Source organism: Streptomyces roseolilacinus, assembly GCF_014649335.1.
Classification (GTDB): domain Bacteria; phylum Actinomycetota; class Actinomycetes; order Streptomycetales; family Streptomycetaceae; genus Streptomyces; species Streptomyces roseolilacinus.
In genome coordinates this window covers 401,870-418,295 of the sequence record NZ_BMSV01000001.1, presented here as the reverse complement: position 1 = coordinate 418,295, position 16,426 = coordinate 401,870, and the positions used below count along the sequence as shown (strand labels likewise).

14 protein-coding genes are annotated in these 16,426 nt (G+C 73.7%); 5 read left to right on the top strand and 9 right to left on the bottom strand.

Features of this window, described 5'->3' with window-relative positions; translation table 11 throughout:
• Positions 1-253 precede the first annotated feature (253 nt).
• The 3 genes from IE106_RS01825 to IE106_RS01815 all read left to right on the top strand — a co-directional run bounded on the left by IE106_RS01825 (position 254) and on the right by IE106_RS01815 (position 3,265).
• Positions 254-967, top strand: coding sequence for an aggregation-promoting factor C-terminal-like domain-containing protein (locus IE106_RS01825; RefSeq protein ID WP_189529442.1), 714 nt, complete (start codon positions 254-256; stop codon positions 965-967).
• Between the two features lie 112 nt (positions 968-1,079).
• The gene (locus IE106_RS01820) at positions 1,080-2,477 is read left to right on the top strand and encodes an AI-2E family transporter (RefSeq protein ID WP_229839926.1); all 1,398 of its coding nucleotides are present in this window, start codon (positions 1,080-1,082) and stop codon (positions 2,475-2,477) included.
• A complete protein-coding gene (locus tag IE106_RS01815) occupies positions 2,474-3,265 on the top strand; it encodes a hypothetical protein (RefSeq protein WP_189529441.1) in 792 nt (263 codons plus the stop codon). The genes IE106_RS01820 and IE106_RS01815 overlap by 4 nt, the downstream gene beginning before the upstream one ends.
• A 209-nt stretch (positions 3,266-3,474) precedes the next feature.
• Here IE106_RS01815 and IE106_RS01810 read toward each other — a convergent pair whose 3' ends face one another.
• Both IE106_RS01810 and IE106_RS01805 read right to left on the bottom strand, forming a co-directional pair.
• Entirely contained in the window at positions 3,475-4,014 is a 540-nt protein-coding gene (locus IE106_RS01810) for an alkyl hydroperoxide reductase (RefSeq protein WP_189529440.1), read from the bottom strand.
• A gap of 23 nt (positions 4,015-4,037) precedes the next feature.
• Positions 4,038-4,592: a peroxiredoxin gene (locus tag IE106_RS01805; RefSeq protein ID WP_189529439.1), complete on the bottom strand. Its 555-nt coding sequence runs from the start codon at positions 4,590-4,592 to the stop codon at positions 4,038-4,040.
• Positions 4,593-4,722: 130 nt separating this feature from the next.
• On the opposite strand from IE106_RS01805, the gene IE106_RS01800 reads away from it, so the two are divergent.
• A complete protein-coding gene (locus tag IE106_RS01800) occupies positions 4,723-5,691 on the top strand; it encodes a hydrogen peroxide-inducible genes activator (RefSeq protein WP_189529438.1) in 969 nt (322 codons plus the stop codon).
• 198 nt (positions 5,692-5,889) lie between these two features.
• Here IE106_RS01800 and IE106_RS01795 read toward each other — a convergent pair whose 3' ends face one another.
• The 4 genes from IE106_RS01795 to IE106_RS01780 all read right to left on the bottom strand — a co-directional run bounded on the left by IE106_RS01795 (position 5,890) and on the right by IE106_RS01780 (position 9,090).
• Positions 5,890-6,423 (bottom strand): PadR family transcriptional regulator, encoded by a 534-nt coding sequence (locus IE106_RS01795; protein ID WP_189529437.1) that lies wholly within the window; start codon positions 6,421-6,423, stop codon positions 5,890-5,892.
• A gap of 146 nt (positions 6,424-6,569) precedes the next feature.
• Positions 6,570-7,544 carry an endonuclease/exonuclease/phosphatase family protein gene (locus IE106_RS01790; protein WP_373295897.1) on the bottom strand — a complete coding sequence of 325 codons (975 nt, stop codon included), beginning with the start codon at positions 7,542-7,544 and terminating at the stop codon, positions 6,570-6,572.
• Positions 7,545-7,873: 329 nt separating this feature from the next.
• Positions 7,874-8,125 carry a type II toxin-antitoxin system antitoxin gene (locus IE106_RS01785; protein ID WP_189529436.1) on the bottom strand — a complete coding sequence of 84 codons (252 nt, stop codon included), beginning with the start codon at positions 8,123-8,125 and terminating at the stop codon, positions 7,874-7,876.
• On the bottom strand, positions 8,122-9,090 hold the full coding sequence (locus IE106_RS01780) for an SPFH domain-containing protein (RefSeq protein WP_189529435.1): 969 nt from the start codon (positions 9,088-9,090) through the stop codon (positions 8,122-8,124). The genes IE106_RS01785 and IE106_RS01780 overlap by 4 nt, the downstream gene beginning before the upstream one ends.
• Before the next feature lie 239 nt (positions 9,091-9,329).
• Here IE106_RS01780 and IE106_RS01775 point away from each other — a divergent pair, with 239 nt between their 5' ends.
• The gene (locus IE106_RS01775; RefSeq protein WP_189529434.1) at positions 9,330-11,588 is read left to right on the top strand and encodes a transglycosylase domain-containing protein; all 2,259 of its coding nucleotides are present in this window, start codon (positions 9,330-9,332) and stop codon (positions 11,586-11,588) included.
• Between the two features lie 90 nt (positions 11,589-11,678).
• Here the strand turns inward: IE106_RS01775 and IE106_RS01770 are convergent, their stop codons facing one another.
• From IE106_RS01770 to IE106_RS01760, 3 genes are all read right to left on the bottom strand, one after another.
• Positions 11,679-13,913 carry a SpoIIE family protein phosphatase gene (locus IE106_RS01770; RefSeq protein ID WP_189529433.1) on the bottom strand — a complete coding sequence of 745 codons (2,235 nt, stop codon included), beginning with the start codon at positions 13,911-13,913 and terminating at the stop codon, positions 11,679-11,681.
• Positions 13,914-14,159: 246 nt separating this feature from the next.
• The gene (fomD, locus tag IE106_RS01765; protein WP_229839922.1) at positions 14,160-14,888 is read right to left on the bottom strand and encodes a cytidylyl-2-hydroxypropylphosphonate hydrolase; all 729 of its coding nucleotides are present in this window, start codon (positions 14,886-14,888) and stop codon (positions 14,160-14,162) included.
• Between the two features lie 103 nt (positions 14,889-14,991).
• Positions 14,992-16,410: a class II fumarate hydratase gene (locus IE106_RS01760; RefSeq protein WP_189529432.1), complete on the bottom strand. Its 1,419-nt coding sequence runs from the start codon at positions 16,408-16,410 to the stop codon at positions 14,992-14,994.
• Positions 16,411-16,426 lie beyond the last annotated feature (16 nt).

Here is a 16,426-nt window from a genome sequence, read left to right as displayed (position 1 = left end):
TGCGTCAGCGCCTTCCGGCAGAGTCTTGCTTCCGTCAGGCCCCGCATGCGGCACAGCCACATCCTCACGGACCCGTGGCAGCACAACTCAACAGCCGTCCGCCGTATGCCGCCCGAGCACCACGCGGCGCTCCCGCAGGGGAGTCGCCCACCGGGCCCGTGTCCCCCGTGACCCAGCGAGTGGGGGGATCAGCGTCAGGGGCACGATCGCGCCCGCGAGGTCACCTGTGCGGGCGATGCTGGAAGGAAACCGTGTGAGCCGGATCTCGGTCCGGGGATTCGCGGTGGCTTCGGCCACCGCGGTCACCACTGTCGGCGCCGTCGTCGGTGTCGCCGCGGGCGACCCGCAGGCGACGCAGCCGGAGAAGTTCGAGGCGACCGCCGCCGACGCGACCCTCCTCGCCGACATACCCGCCGGTCAGCAGGCGCAGGTCCAGGTCGCCTCGCTGACGCAGCAAGCCGAGGCGCAGGCCGCCGCGGCGGACACCGCCGCCCAGCAGTCCGCCTGGGAGGCCGCGCGCCTCCAGGCAGCCAAGGACGCCGAGGCGAAGAAGGCCGCCGCGGAGAAGGAGGCCGCCGAGAAGGAGCGCAAGGAACGCGAGGAGCGTGAGAAGCGGGAGCGGGCCAGCCGCGACGCGGTCCGCGACGCGTCGTCCTTCGCCGCCCAGTCCTCGTACTCCGTCGCCGAAGTGCAGGCCATGGCCCGCCAGATGGTGCCGGGCGGCCAGTTCCAGTGCTTCAGCAACATAGTGGACCACGAGTCCAGCTGGAACTACCGGGCCCAGAACCCCTCGTCCGGCGCGTACGGCCTGGTCCAGGCGCTCCCCGGGTCCAAGATGGCCTCCGCGGGCGCCGACTGGCAGACCAACCCCGCCACCCAGATCAAGTGGGGCCTCAACTACATGAACGAGCGCTACGGCAGCCCCTGCGGCGCCTGGTCGTTCTGGCAGGCCAACCACTGGTACTGACAGCGCAGCACGACTTTCCGGAGCCCCTCGCCGTCCTACGGTGAGGGGCTTCGTGCGTGTACGGTCGGGTAACCGGAACTCCGGGGGACTGGCGGGGGGAGCAGGGAAGAACATGTCGAGAGTGCCAGGGTGGCTCGGCCGGCTGGGTGCCGGACTGAGCCGGATGGGCCAGCGGTTCGAGGAGCGCCGCGCGCAGGCCGAGGCGGAGGCCGACGGCCCCGTCGGCGTGCCCCCCGCCGGCGTGCCGTCGGGGAAGCCGGCCGCCGGGACGGGACCGGCGGACGCCGCCGGCACGGACGGCCCGGCACGGGACATCGTCCCCGCGCCCCCCGCGTACGCCCCCGCCGTCGCCGCCCGGCCCGACCCCGCGGCCGCCGTCCCCTGGGGGGTGCGCGTCGCCGCCGAGGCCGGCTGGCGGCTGCTCGTCCTCGCGGGCACGCTGTGGGTGGTGATGAAGGTCATCAGCACGGTGCAGCTGGTGGTCCTCGCCTTCGTCGCCGCGCTGCTCATCACCGCCTTGCTCCAGCCGACCGTGAGCCGGCTGAGGGGGATCGGCCTGCCGCGCGGGCTCGCCACGGTGGTCACCGCCATCCTCGGCTTCGTCGTCATGGGTCTCGTCGGCTGGTTCGTGGTGTGGCAGGTCATGGACAACCTCGGCAACGTCTCCGCGCGCGTGCGGGACGGCATCGAGGAGCTGAAGCGCTGGGCGCTGGACAGCCCGTTCCACGTGACCGAGAGCCAGATCAACGACATCGCCGAGAACCTCAGCGCCACGATCGGCACCAACACCGAGGAGATCACCTCCGCGGGCCTCACCGGCGTCACCGTCATGGTCGAGGTGATGACCGGGATACTGCTCGCGATGTTCTCGACCCTCTTCCTGCTCTACGACGGGAAGAAGGTCTGGCAGTGGTTCCTCAGGCTGGTGCCCGCCCAGGCCCGGCCGGGTGTCGCGGGCGCCGGGCCGCGCGCCTGGCGGACCCTCACCGCGTACGTGCGCGGCACGGTGGTCGTCGCCCTCATCGACGCGGTCTTCATCGGGCTCGGCATCTACTTCCTCGACGTGCCGCTCGCGGTCCCGCTGGGCGTGTTCGTCTTCCTGTTCTCCTTCATCCCGCTGGTGGGCGCGGTGATCTCGGGCGCACTCGCGGTCGTCGTCGCGCTCGTCACCAACGGGGTGTTCACGGCGCTGATGGTCCTCGTCGTGGTGCTGGCGGTGCAGCAGATCGAGGGGCACGTCCTCCAGCCGTTCATCCTCGGCCGGGCCGTGCGGGTGCACCCGCTGGCGGTCGTGCTGACGGTCTCGGCGGGCGGCCTCGTCGCGGGCCTCGGTGGCGCGGTCGTCGCGGTCCCGCTGGTCGCCGTGACCAACACGGTCGTCGGGTACCTGCGCGCGTACAGCGAGGAGCAGGCCCTGCGCCGGCTCGCGGCCACCCACGTCGGCATGCCCCCGCCCCCACCGGGCGGCGGCGTCGGGGCCGGTGGTCCCGAGCGGCCGGAGACCGCGTGATATCCGAACCCGAACTGCTCGACGACGAGGGCGAGCCGCTGCGCGGCACGACGCCGGCCCACGGACCGCGGGGCGGCGCCCCGTACGGCCTCGACCCAAGTCACCCCGAGGACGGCGCCCCGCCGACCGGGCGGGGCGGGGGACGGTACCGCCGGCCCTGGCTGTGGGCGTTCGGCGGCGCCCTGGGCGCGTCCGTGCTGTGGGCGGCGGGCCTCGCCGCGTACCAGACGCGCGGCCCGGACCTCGGCGGCTACCGCGCGTCCGACGCCCTGTGCGCGGAGGCCCCCCTGTCCGCGCTGGTCACCGCCCTGGGCAAGCGCGGCGCCACGACCAACGCCGACGCGTACGGGCATCCGGCGCTCGACCGGACGTACTGCTCGGTGCAGCTGGGCGAGCCCCCGTCCGGCTACGAGGCGAACCTCCGGTACGAGCTGCACAAGGAGATCGACCCGGCGCCGGAGTTCGACGCGGTGCAGAGCCGGGCCGCCATGCCGGAGGAGCCCGCCCCGGAGCCGGTGCCGGCGCTGGGCGACAAGGCGTACTTCAGCGTCAGCGGCGGGACGTACGCCGAACTCGTCGTCCTGGACGGGCCCGCCGTGATCGGCCTCTCCGTCAGCACCCTCCACGAGTACGTCGACGACACGGGCGATCCGCCCGGCGAGTCGACGCACGCGCCGCTCGACGGGGTGAAGGAGTTCATGGTCGAGGACATGCGCGAGCTCATGGAACGGCTGAGGTCCCCGGCCCCCTCCGGCCCCGACGGCACGTCCTCGCCCGACGCCGGGTGACGGACGGCGCCGAACCGGCGGAGGGCGTTCCGCGGGCGGGCCCGAGCGGCCTGAGCCGTCCGGGGGCGGGCGGTGCCCGAGCGGCCCGCGGGGTGCGAGGGCGGGGGAGGCGCTCGCGGGCGGATGGCGCGGAACGTGACGGAAGGGCCCCACCGGCAGTCGATGCCGGTGGGGCCCTTCCGTCACGTTCCGCTTGCCGGACCGTCCGATTACTCGGCGGCGGCCAGGACCGCTTCCGCGTCCAGCGTCGTGCCGACCGCCTGGATCACCGCGGCGATCTTGAACGCCTCCTGGATCGTGTCGCGCTCCACGCCCGCCTTGCGGAGCACCTGCTCGTGCGAGTCCAGGCACTGGCCGCAGCCGTTGATCGCGGAGACGGCGAGCGACCACAGCTCGAAGTCGACCTTCTCCACGCCCGGGTTGCCGATGACGTTCATCCGCAGACCGGCGCGCAGCGTGCCGTACTCCGGGTCGGAGAGGAGGTGGCGCGTCCGGTAGAAGACGTTGTTCATCGCCATGACGGCGGCGGCGGACTTGGCCGCGTTGTACGCCTCGGGCTTGAGGTTCTCCCTCGCCTCCGGCTCCAGCTCCGCCAGCACCCTCGGGGAGCGCGAGGCGATCGCGCACGCCAGGACGGTGCCCCACAGCTGCTGCTGCGGGAGGTCGCTGTTGCCGATGACCGAGCCGAGGTTCAGCTTCAGGTCCTTCGCGTAGTCCGGTACGGCGGACTTCAGGTCGTCAAGAGACATGGTGATTCACTCGTTCCGGTCGGTCACTCGCCGGCCAGCAGCTTGACCGGGTCGAGGGTCTCGTCGCCCTTGGTCCAGTTGCACGGGCACAGCTCGTCGGTCTGCAGGGCGTCCAGGACCCGCAGGACCTCCTTGGGGTTACGGCCGACGGAGCCGGCGGTCACCATGGCGAACTGGATCTCGTTGTTCGGGTCGACGATGAAGACGGCGCGCTGCGCGAAGCCGTCCTCGCCCTCGACGCCGCAGGCCCGCATCAGCTCGTGCTTGGAGTCGGCGAGCATCGGGAAGGGCAGGTCACGCAGGTCGTCGTGGTCCTTGCGCCAGGCGTGGTGGACGAACTCCGAGTCGCCGGAGACGCCGAGGATCTGGGCGTCGCGGTCCGCGAACTCGTCGTTCAGCTTGCCGAACGCGGCGATCTCGGTCGGGCAGACGAAGGTGAAGTCCTTCGGCCAGAAGAACACCACGCGCCACTTGCCCTCGTAGGACTTGTGGTCGAGCTGCTGGAACTCCTTGCCGCTCTCCAGCGACACGCAGGCGGTCAGGTCGTACGTGGGGAACTGGTCACCGACAGTGAGCACAGGCTCTCCTAGTGGCGGGGATTTCCCTTGTGGGGTCATCCGTGGGGGTTGGACGATCGCCAGCATGGCACGGCGTGCATTGATCAGTGAAATAGCTAGACTGGGTCACGTTGATCGAAGGCGGTTATCAGTGGTCTCCCCCGCGCATTCCCCACACAAAGGAAAACAACCGAGTCTGTCCCAGCTCCGGGCGTTCACGGCGGTCGCCGAGCATCTCCACTTCCGGGATGCCGCGGCCGCGATAGGAATGAGCCAGCCCGCGCTCTCGGGCGCGGTTTCGGCTCTCGAAGAGGCACTCGGTGTCCAGCTCCTCGAGCGTACGACGCGCAAGGTGCTGCTCTCGCCGGCGGGGGAGCGGCTCGCGGTCCGCGCCAAGGCGGTGCTGGACGCGGTGGGCGAGCTGATGGAGGAGGCCGAGGCGGTGCAGGCCCCGTTCACGGGCGTGCTGCGCCTGGGCGTCATCCCCACCGTCGCGCCCTACCTGCTCCCGACGGTCCTGCGGCTCGTCCACGACCGCTACCCGGACCTGGACCTCCAGGTCCACGAGGAGCAGACGTACTCCCTGCTGGAGGGGCTGGCCGCGGGACGGCTGGACGTGCTGCTGCTCGCCGTGCCGCTGGGCGTGCCCGGCGTCACCGAGCTCCCGCTGTTCGACGAGGACTTCGTCCTGGTCACGCCCGACGACCACCGGCTGGGCGGCCGCACCGACATCCCGCGCGACGCGCTGCGCGAACTGCACCTGCTGCTGCTCGACGAGGGCCACTGCCTGCGCGACCAGGCCCTCGACATCTGCCGCGAGGCCGGACGCACGGACGGCGCGGCGGTCACCACGACGGCGGCGGGGCTGTCGACGCTGGTGCAGCTGGTCGCGGGCGGACTCGGGGTGACGCTGCTGCCGCGGACGGCGGTGAAGGTCGAGACCGGGCGCAACCCGAGCCTGGTGACCGGCCGCTTCGCGGACCCGGCGCCCTCCCGCCGCGTCGCCCTCGCGATGCGCACCGGCGCGGCGCGGGCCGCCGAGTTCGAGGAGCTCGCCGAGGCGCTGCGGGGCGCCCTGGCGTCCCTGCCGGTGCGGGTGCTCCCGGCCGGAGCGGAGTAGACCGGGGGCGGGGCGGGTCGCGGGCCGGTGGGTCGGTGGGCCGGTGGGCCGGGGCCGGGCGGGGCGGGGTGCGTCCCCGGCCCGCCCCCCTGCGGCGAGGCCCGTCCCCAGGGCGACCGGCACCGCCGCCTGCCACCGCACCGACCGCCCCGGCGTGCGCCTCCGTCCCGCCGGCCGCCCGGTGCGGCGGAGGGGTCGTTATCCGGCCACTCCCCGCATGGTCGCGGCGAACTGGTCGAGGCGCGCGGCGGCCAGTTCCAGCCAGCGCAGATCGGCTTCCAGGTGGAACAGCGCGTGGTCGCAGACCAGCTGGTCGGCCAGGTCGCCGCCCTCCTTGCGGCGGGTCAGCTCCCGCATCAGCCGCAGGTGCTCGGCGCGCTGGGCGTCCAGCAGGCCGGTGGCGCTGCGCCCGGTGAGCAGGGCGAGCACGACCTTCGTGTAGAGGGTCGACTGGAGGTACGGCTCCGGCTTCTCCGGGCTGGCCAGCCACCGCCCGACGTCGGTGACGCCGGCCTCGGTGATCGCGTACCGCTTCCGCTCGGGACCCTCGCCGGGCTCGACGGCGTCGACCTCCACGAGCCCGTTCTTCAGGAGGCGGGACATGGTCGAGTAGACCTGGCCGTAGTGGAGCGGCCGGTCGTGGCCGAACTTCTCGTCGAATGCGCGCTTGAGGTCGTAACCGTGGCGCGGCCCGGTCTCCAGGAGGCCGAGGAGGGTGTGACCGATGGACATGCGGCCACCGTACACCCGGCGTATACACGCTATGTATAGCTGTCCTGTTCGATGCGCTCCCCGGGTGAGTACGCCGCCGTGCGGACCAGTCGCGCCCCGGCAGAGGGTCGGGCGGGGGCTCGGCGGAAGGCTCGACGAAGGGGGGACTAGGCGGAGGGCTGGAACGTCAGGTGGGCGGCGACCGGCAGGTGGTCGGAGCCGGTCGCGGGCAGCGTCCAGACGCGGACGACCTCGGTGCGGCGGGACATCACCTGGTCGATGCGGGCCAGGGGCGCCGCCGCGGGCCAGCTGAACGCCAGTCCCGTACCGGCCGTGTCGAGGCGTGAGGTCAGGGGGTCGAGCCCCCGGTCGTCGACGGTGCCGTTCAGGTCGCCCAGCAGCACCACCCGGTCCAGCCGCTCGGCGGCCAGGGCGGCCCCGAGCAGCTCCGCGCTCTCGTCCCGGCGGGCCGCGTCGAAGCCGCGCCCCGGGGTGAGCCGCACGGACGGCAGGTGCGCCACGTACACGGCGACGTCGCCACGCGGGGTCGTCGCCGTGGCCCTCAGCCCGCGCCGCCAGCCGGCGTCCACGCCCTGGGGCCGGATGTCCAGGGCCCGCACGTCCGTCAGGGGGTGCGCCGACCAGAGGCCGACCGTGCCGCGCACCTCGTGGTGCGGGTACCGGGCCGAGAGCGCCGCCCGGTACGCGGGCAGCGCCGTCGGGGTGACCTCCTCCAGCGCGATCAGGTCCGGCCGGGCCGCCATCAGCGCCCGTGCCGTACCGGTCGGGTCGGGGTTCTCGTCGCTGACGTTGTGCTGCACCACCGTCAGGTCGTGCCGTACGGCGGGGCCGGGCACCAGCAGCACCCCGAAGTGCCCGCCCCACGCCATGGCCGGCAGCAGCACGGCGAGCAGCGCGGTGGCCGAGCGGCGCACCAGGGCGGCGGCCGCGAGCACCGGCACGGCCAGGCCGAGCCACGGCAGGAAGGTCTCCAGCAGGCTCCCCGGCCGACCGGGCAGGTCTGGCACGGTCGCGTGGAACACGATCAGCCAGGCGACCAGCGCGGCGAACCCCGCGACGGCCCGCCCCCGGGACCAGGTCGACCGCCCCCGGTCGTCCCGCCCCCACCGCGCACCCCGCACCGCCCGGTCCTCCACGTCGCCGTCCGTCTCCGTCCTCTTCGCACACCTGTCCCTGTCGGACGACGACGCGTCCCGCCACGCCCCGGTTCCCCGGCGGCGCCGGGGGGGGGTACCCGGGCAGCGGGCCCGGACGGGGGCCGGGCGACCGGGACGGCGGCCGGAGGGACGAGGAGCGGGGCTCGGGCGGCGGCCGGAGGCGCGAGGAGGAGGGGCTCGGAGGGGAGGGGACGGGGTGCGGGCCCGGCGGCTACCCGCCGGGCCCGCCCGGGGTCCCCCGGTCGGGTCCCGCTCCCACTCCCGGCCCGGCTCTCCGTCTGTTCGCCCTCCGCCTACTCGCCCTCCGCCCGTTCGCCCTCCGCCGGCTCGCCCTCGGCCGGCGGGCGTTTGGGAGGGCGGCCGCGGCGGGGGAGCGGGGCCGGGGCGGACGGCAGCCGGCCCGCCTCCGCCAGTGCCCTGCGCAGCAGGAACTCGATCTGCGAGTTCGCGCTGCGCAGGTCGTCCGAGGCCCAGCGCGCCAGCGCCTCGTACACCGCCGGGTCGAGGCGGAGGAGTACCTGCTTGCGCTCGCGGCGGGCGGTCACTGGTAGAGCGTGCCCGTGTTGACGACCGGCTGGGCCGAGCGGTCACCGCACAGCACCACCATCAGGTTGGAGACCATCGCCGCCTTCCGCTCGGGGTCCAGTTCCACTATGTCGCGCTCCGCGATCCGCTCCAGGGCCGCCTCGACCATGCCGACCGCGCCCTCCACGATCTTCTGGCGGGCCGCCACCATCGCCCCGGCCTGCTGCCGCTGGAGCATCGCCGAGGCGATCTCCGGAGCGTACGCGAGGTGCGTGAACCGCGACTCGATGATGCGGACGCCCGCCGCCTCCACGCGCGCGTGGAGCTCGGCCGCGAGCTTCTCGGTGATCTCCTCGGCGTTGCCGCGCAGCGACAGGCCCTCCTCGTCGTGCGCGTCGTACGGGTACTCGATCGCGATGTGCCGGACCGCCGCCTCCGTCTGCGTGGACACGAACTGCTCGAAGTCGTCCACCTCGAACATGGCCTGTGCCGTGTCCTCCACCCGCCACACGACGACCGCGGCCAGCTCGATCGGGTTGCCGTAGGCGTCGTTGACCTTCAGGACCGCCGTCTCGTGGTTCCGCACGCGCGTCGAGATCGCCACCCGCGACGTCAGCGGGTTCACCCAGCGCAGCCCGTCCGTGCGGACCGTGCCCCGGTAGCGGCCGAACAGCTGGACGACGCGGGCCTCGCCGGGCGCCACCATGTTGAGCCCGCACATCGCGAACAGCGCCGCCAGGCCCACCAGGACGCCGAGCGCGATCAGCCCGACCCGCGCGGCCGTCGACGTCTCCGCGGAGACCATGGTCCCCGCGACGACGACGCACACCCCCACCGCGAGCCCGAGCAGGCCCGACAGCAGCGCCAGCCCCCCGCCGACGCTGTACGCGGTGAACTCCCGCACCCGCTGCGTCCTCGCCGCCGCGTCCTCCGGCCCGCCGCCGGACGCGGCCGCACGCGTGGTCGTACTCGTGGTCGTGGACATGGTCCCCCCGTTCTGATGCTTTCCACAGTGAAGCAAAGTGATATCACTTTAACGCTTCTCGCAACCTTGTCCACCCCCCGTGAGTCGGTTCTCTGTGGGGCGGGTGCTGATTGTCACGTCCGGAAAAGACGGGATCCGTTGGTCTGTGTCAGCCGCGGCGGGTTAGCTTGCTGAGCTGATCCGGGCGTGGGTGACCGAAACGCGACGGACGAACATCGACCAACGGGAGCGACGGAGCCATGGGCCGAGCGGAAGCGCGACGGTCCCGGCAGCGCGGGGCGCGCCGGGTGCAGGAGAGAGGTGGCGGCATACGCCGCCTCTTCACGTGGCGGAAGCTGCTGGGCACGCTGTTCACGCTCTGCCTGCTCACCGTGGGCGGCTTCTACGCCGTCTACCTGCTCGTCCCCGTGCCCACCGCCAACGCCGAGGCGGAGCTGCAGAGCAACGTCTACAAGTACTCCGACGGCTCGCTCCTCGCCCGCAGCGGCAAGATCAACCGGTCCATCGTCGGCCTCGACAAGATCCCCGACCCGGTCGAGAAAGCGTTCGTCGCCGCCGAGAACAAGACCTTCTACGAGGACGCCGGCGTCGACTTCAAGGGCACCGCCCGAGGCATCGTCAACACCGTGACCGGCCAGGGCAAGCAGGGCGGGTCGACCATCACCCAGCAGTACGTCAAGAACTACTACCTGGACCAGAGCCAGACCGTCACCCGGAAGCTCAAGGAACTGGTGATCTCCCTCAAGGTCGACCAGCGCAAGAGCAAGGAGGAGATCCTCGCCGGGTACCTCAACACCAGCTACTACGGCCGCGGCGCGTACGGCATCCAGGCCGCCTCCCAGGCGTACTACGGCGTCGACGCCGGCAGGCTGACCGTCGGCCAGGGCGCCTACCTGGCCGCGCTCCTCCAGGCGCCCAGCCAGTACGACTGGACGTCCGCGTCGCCGACCGGCCGCAAGCTCGTCACCGAGCGCTGGAACTACGTCCTGGACAACATGGTCGAGGAGAACTGGCTCGACCCGGCCGAGCGCGCCGGCCTGGAGTTCCCCGTCCCGCAGAGGCCCAAGCCCGCCCCCGGCATGGAGGGCCAGACCGGATACCTGGTCGAGGCCGCCAACCAGGAGCTGATGGACCAGGGCGTCAAGGAGGAGGACATCAAGGCCGGCGGCTGGACCCTCACCCTCAACATCGACAAGAAGCGCCAGAAGGAGCTCGTCGAGGCGGTCGACGAGCAGCTGGAGAGCCGGCTCGACCGCGAGGGCGAGGAGGTCGACTCGACCGTCCAGGCCGGCGCGACCTCCGTCGACCCGAAGACCGGGCACGTCGTCGCCCTGTACGGCGGCGTCGGCGCCACCGAGCACTGGATGTCCAACGCCACCCGGCGCGACTACCAGCCCGCCTCGACGTTCAAGCCGCTCGTCTTCGCCTCCGCCCTGGAGAACGGCTCCCAGACGCAGGACGGCCGGCGGATCGGCGTCAACACCCGCTACGACGGCACCAGCAAGCGCCCCGTCGAGGGCGGCGACACCCCGTTCGCCCCGGAGAACGAGGACGACCGCAGCTACGGCGAGGTCACCGTCCAGCACGCCATGAACAAGTCGATCAACTCGGTCTTCGCCCAGATGATCGTCGACGTCGGCCCCGCCAAGGTGAAGAGGACCGCCCTCGACCTCGGGATGAAGGACACCGACGGGTTCGTCGAACAGCCCGCGGTGTCGCTGGGCACCATGGGCGCCTCCACCTGGGACATGGCCGGCGTGTACGCCACGCTCGACAACCACGGCAAGAAGGTCACGCCGGCGATCCTGAAGTCCGCGGAGCACAAGGACCGCACGGTCGAGCTGCCCGACCCGGTGGGCACGCAGGCCGTCAGCCGCCAGACCGCCGACACGGTCACCTCGGTCCTGACCGGCGTCGTCCGGGAGGGCTCCGGCCGCGCGGCCGCCACCTCCGCCTACCAGGCGGCCGGCAAGACCGGTACGTCCGAGAACAACAAGTCCGCCTGGTTCGCCGGCTACACCCCCGAGCTGGTCACCGTGGTCGCCCTGTTCGGCGAGGACGCCGAGAAGGGCACCCAGGTCACCCTGACCGGCACGGCCAACTCGGGTCGCGCCAACGGCGGCGGCTTCCCGGCCCGCATCTGGGCCGACTACACGCTGGACGCGCTGGGCGGCGGCTCCGACGCGAGGTTCGACCTGGACGCCGTGGAGAACAGCGACCCCGGTCCGCAGCCCAGCACGACGCCGTCCCCGAGCACGTCGCCGTCCCCGTCGCCGAGCGGCGAGCCGTCGGGCACGCCGTCCTCCGGCACGCCGAGCGGCACCCCGTCCTCGCAGAGCCCGTCGGCCGACGAGTCGACGTCGCCCACGCAGTCCCCGCCGTCCTCCCCGTCCCCGTCCCCGGGCACCACCGGACCGAGCGGTGGCACGAGCACGGGCACCGGTACGGCCCCGGGTCCGGACACCGGGTTCGACAAGGACCGTCCCGTCCGGCAGTAGCCCGTCCGGCCGGAGCGTACGGAAGAGGGAGGTGGCCGGAACCCCGCACGGGTCCCGGCCACCTCCCTCTTCCGCGTCGCGCCGCGGGCCTCAGACCCGCGTCGGCAGCTCGAACCAGACGACCTTGCCGGTCGACAGCCGCGTCGCACCCCACCGGCGCGCCAGCCGGTTGACCAGGAACAGGCCGCGCCCGCCCTCGTCGGTGTCCCGCGCCCGGCGCTGCCGCGGCAGCTGCGGGGAGTCGTCACCGACCTCGCAGCGCAGCGTCTCCGTCCGCAGCAGCCGCAGCGTCACCGGCCGCGACGCGTACCGCACGGCGTTCGTCACGACCTCGCTGACCAGCAGCTCCACCGAGTCGTTCAGCTCCTCCAGGCCCCAGCGCGCCAGCGCCCTGCGGGCCAGGCGCCGTGCCCGGCTCGGCGCGGCGTCCTCCGGCTCCAGGAACCAGTACGCCACGTCGCTCGGCGTTATCCCGTCGAACCGGGCCGCCAGCAGCGCGATGTCGTCGTCCCGGTCGCCGGGCCCGAGCATGTCGAGCACGTCGTCGCAGAGCGCCTCCAGCGGCGGCGGGTGGTCGGGGCCGGTCAGCTGCGCGGTCGCCGCGAGCCGCTCGCGCAGCTGCTCGATCCCGGTCCACACGTCCCGCAGCCGCGACTCGACGAGCCCGTCGGTGTACAGCAGCAGCGTCGCGCCCGCCGGGGCGTCGAGCTCCACGGCCTCGAAGTCCACGCCGCCCACGCCGATCGGCGCGCCCGGCGGGACCCGCAGCACCTCCGCCCGGCCGCCGAGGTGGAGGAGTATCGGCGGCGGGTGGCCGGCGTTGGCGATGGTGATGCGGTGCGCGACCGGGTCGTACACCGCGTACAGGCAGGTCGCCATGCGGTTCTCGCCGAGGCGCTGCGCCTGTTCGTCGAGGTGGTGCAGCACCTCCTGCGGCGGCAGGTCGAGTCCGGCGAGCGTCTGCGCCGTCGTCCGCAGCTGCCCCATGATCGCGGCCGAGGTCATGGAGTGGCCCATGACGTCGCCCACGACGAGGGCGACCCGGCTGCCGGGCAGCGGGATCGCGTCGTACCAGTCGCCGCCGACCCGCGCGGTCTCGGCGGCCGGCAGGTACCGGGACGCCAGCCGTACGCCGGTGGGCTGCGGCAGGTTCTCCGGGAGCATCGTCCGCTGGAGCTCGTCCGCGATGTACGCCTCGCGCCCGTACAGCACCGCCTTGTCGATGCCGAGCGCCGTGTGCGTCGCCAGCTGCGCCGCGACCAGCAGGTCGTTCGGCTCGAACGGGGCCCGGTCCGGGCGGCGCAGGAACACCGCGGCGCCGATCACCCGGCGGCGGCCCCGCAGCGGCGCGAGGATCGCCCGGTGCCCGGACGGCACGCAGCGCCCTTCGCCCAGCAGCTCCGGCAGCGCCGCCCGGGCGGCAGCGGAGTCGCCGAACACCGGCCGCACCCCGCGCAGCACCTCCGCGAGGTGCCCGCCGGGGCGGACCCGGCACAGCTCGGCGGCCGGGCTCTGCTCGGCGTCCGGCGCCACCGCGGACCCGGCCGGGAGCAGGCCCAGGTCGCCGGGGTCGTCCTCGGTTAAACGCAGCCGGTCCGTGCGGCGCAGCCGCAGCACGAACGGGTCCACGGGCCGCTCGTCGCCGACCGGCAGCGGGTCCCGCAGGTACACCAGGATCGCGTCGGCGAACGTCGGCACGGTGGCCCGGCACAGGCCCAGCACGATCTCGTCCAGGTCGATGCCGCGGGCGATCCGCCGCGTCGCGGCGCCCACGAAGCGCAGCCGGTCGCCCTCCCGGCGGGCGGTTCCCACCGGGTCCTGCGGCAGGCCGGCACCCGCCGCCGCGCCGTCCGCCGCGCCGTCGCCCGCCGGGCCGGCGGACGCCGCACCCGCCGCCGCGCCCTTCGCGGCGACGCCGTCCGGGGGCCGTGGGTCCGGGGGCCGTACGTCCGCCTCCGCCCGCGCGGGACCGGTGCCGGGAAGCTCCGGCTCGGCGTCCGCACGGGCCCTCGCCTGCGCCTCGCCGTGCGCGGGCGCCCCTCCGGGGCCCGCCGCCGCCCGGTGGGTGGCGGCGGCGGCGCGGGCCGTACGGGACGCCTCGCGGGCCGCGTTCGCGGTGCGCGGCCCGTCCGGGCCCTCCGCCGGGACCTGCGGGCCGGGCTGGGAGGGGAGGGGGACGCTGCCGGGGTGCGGCCGGCCGTGCGGGGGCGCGGCCACGACGGGGTCGTCGGCGGGCCCGGCGGTCTCCTGCCGGGGCCGGGTGCGTTCCTGAGGCCGGGCGGCGAGCGGCTGCCGGCCTTCATGGGAGGTGGGATGCTCCGTCACGCGTGGGATTCCGTCCGTCCGGGCCGGTTGGGCGAGGCAATCGCTCTGTCAGGCGCTATACCCGCTCTGAGCGCGGCGTCGACAAGGGACGACGGATCCGTGCGGGCCTCGGGCACGGCTCCACCCCCTCGTAGGTGACTTACGGTCAGTTCGTGTCCACTGGTAGGTCGTTACTGCTGCGGGGCCGGGTCGGCCGTCCGGCGGAGGACGATCCTACGGTTACCCCCCAGGGGCGTATCAAGGGTCTCACGGCGTCGTGCGGGTCGGGGGGACATCCCAGTCGGCCGGCAGTTCCGGAACCGTCCAGCGCGGGTCCGGGCGCCAGTGCTCCCAGCCGTCCGCGAACGGCGCCCCCCACGCCCGGATCACCTCGACGGCGGCCTCGCCCGCCTCCCGCACCCGCCGCGCCTGGGCGGCGTCCATGAGCCCGACCCGCTGCGCCTGGGCGAACTCGTCCTCGTCCCGCCACAGCCAGCTGCGGTCGGGGTAGACGGAGATGTCGAGGAAGTGGTCCTCGGAGTCGACGCCGCCGGACCACCGCACGCGGGGCGCCTCCAGGTTGACGTACCAGCTGCGGAACTCCCAGCCCTCCGCCCAGAACAGCCACACCGACCACGGGTCGGCCGGGCGGGCCAGCTTCAGCACCCCCGCGCCGGACCACCGGGTGCGCGCGGTGGTGCGCGGCGCGGTGTAGCGGGTGGCGAGCGGCTCCTCGTGCACGGGCGTGCCGTCCGCCAGCACGGGCTTGACGCACTCGGTGCCGGGCGCCATCCAGACGGCGAGCAGGTCGGGGGTGTCCCGGACGACGGTCACGGGGCGGCAGATGTGCACGTGCCCGTCGCCGTTGTCCCGGTACCGCCACAGGATCCGGTCACCCGGCGCCCAGCGGGGGCCGCCGCCCCCGCGGGAACCCGCCCCGCCCGCCGCCGGCACCGCCCCGACCTCCCGCGCTGAGCCTGTCGTGTCCGCTGTCATGGGCAGATCTTAGGACCGGGCCGGGGCGCGCGTCCGCGATCCAGATCACGGGCGACGGCCGCCCCGCGGAAGGGCGCCGCAGGTCAGAGGCGGTGCGGGAGGGTCAGGGGCGGGTCATCCGCAGGACGTCGAGCGCCTCGTCGAGCTGTTCGAGGGTGAGGGCGCCCCGCTCCACGTACCCGGACTCCAGGACCACCTCGCGGATCGTCTTCCGCTCGGCCAGCGACCGCTTGGCGACCTTCGCCGCCTCCTCGTACCCGATGTACCGGTTGAGCGGCGTCACCACGGACGGGGACGACTCGGCGTACTCGCGGGCCCGCTCGGCGTTGGCGGTGATCCCGTCGACGGTGCGGTCCGCGAGGAGCCGTGCCGCGTTGGCGAGGAGGCGGATCGACTCCAGCAGGTTCTTCGCCATGACCGGGAGCATCACGTTGAGCTCGAAGTTCCCGGCGGCGCCGGCCGCCGCCACCGTGGCGTCGTTGCCGACGACCTGCGCGGCGACCATCAGGACGGCCTCGGGGACCACCGGGTTCACCTTGCCCGGCATGATGGACGAGCCGGGCTGGAGGTCCGGCAGGTTGATCTCGGCCAGTCCGGTGCGCGGTCCGGACGCCATCCACCGCAGGTCGTTCGCGATCTTGGTGAGGGAGACGGCGATCGTGCGGAGCTGGCCGGAGGTCTCGACCAGCCCGTCCCGCGCGCCCTGCGCCTCGAAGTGGTCGCGGGCCTCGGTCAGCGGCAGCCCGGTGTCCCGCGCCACCTCCGCGATGACGGCGGCGGAGAAGCCGGGCGGCGTGTTGATGCCCGTACCGACCGCCGTGCCGCCCAGCGGCAGCTCCGCGAGGCGCGGCAGGGCGGACCGCAGCCGCTCCACCCCGTACCGGACCTGCGCGGCGTAGCCGCCGAACTCCTGGCCGAGCGTCACCGGGGTGGCGTCCATCAGGTGCGTCCGGCCGGACTTGACGACCTCCGCGAATTCGGCTGATTTTCGCCCCAGGGCGGCGGCCAGGTGGTCGAGGGCGGGGACGAGGTCGCCGGTCACGGCGGCGGTCGCCGCGATGTGGATGGACGAGGGGAACACGTCGTTCGACGACTGGGACGCGTTGACGTGGTCGTTGGGGTGGACGGCCCGGCCGCCGAGCCGCTCGGTCGCGAGGGTGGCGAGGACCTCGTTCATGTTCATGTTCGACGAGGTGCCGGAACCGGTCTGGAAGACGTCGACCGGGAAGTGGTCGTCCCACCGGCCCTCCGCGACCTCCGCGGCGGCCTCCCGCACCGCCTCGGCGATGTCCGGGTCCAGGACGCCCAGTTCCGCGTTGACCTTGGCCGCGGCCGCCTTGACGCGGGCCAGGGCCGCGATGTGGGCCCGCTCCAGGCGCTGCCCCGAGACGGGGAAGTTCTCCACCGCCCGCTGCGTCTGCGCCCGCCACTTGGCGTGCGCGGGGACCCGCACCTCGCCCATGGAGTCGTGCTCGACCCGGTAGCCGCCGTCGCCGTCGTGTCGTCCACTTGTGTCCGTCATCGTCCCGTCCTCCCGG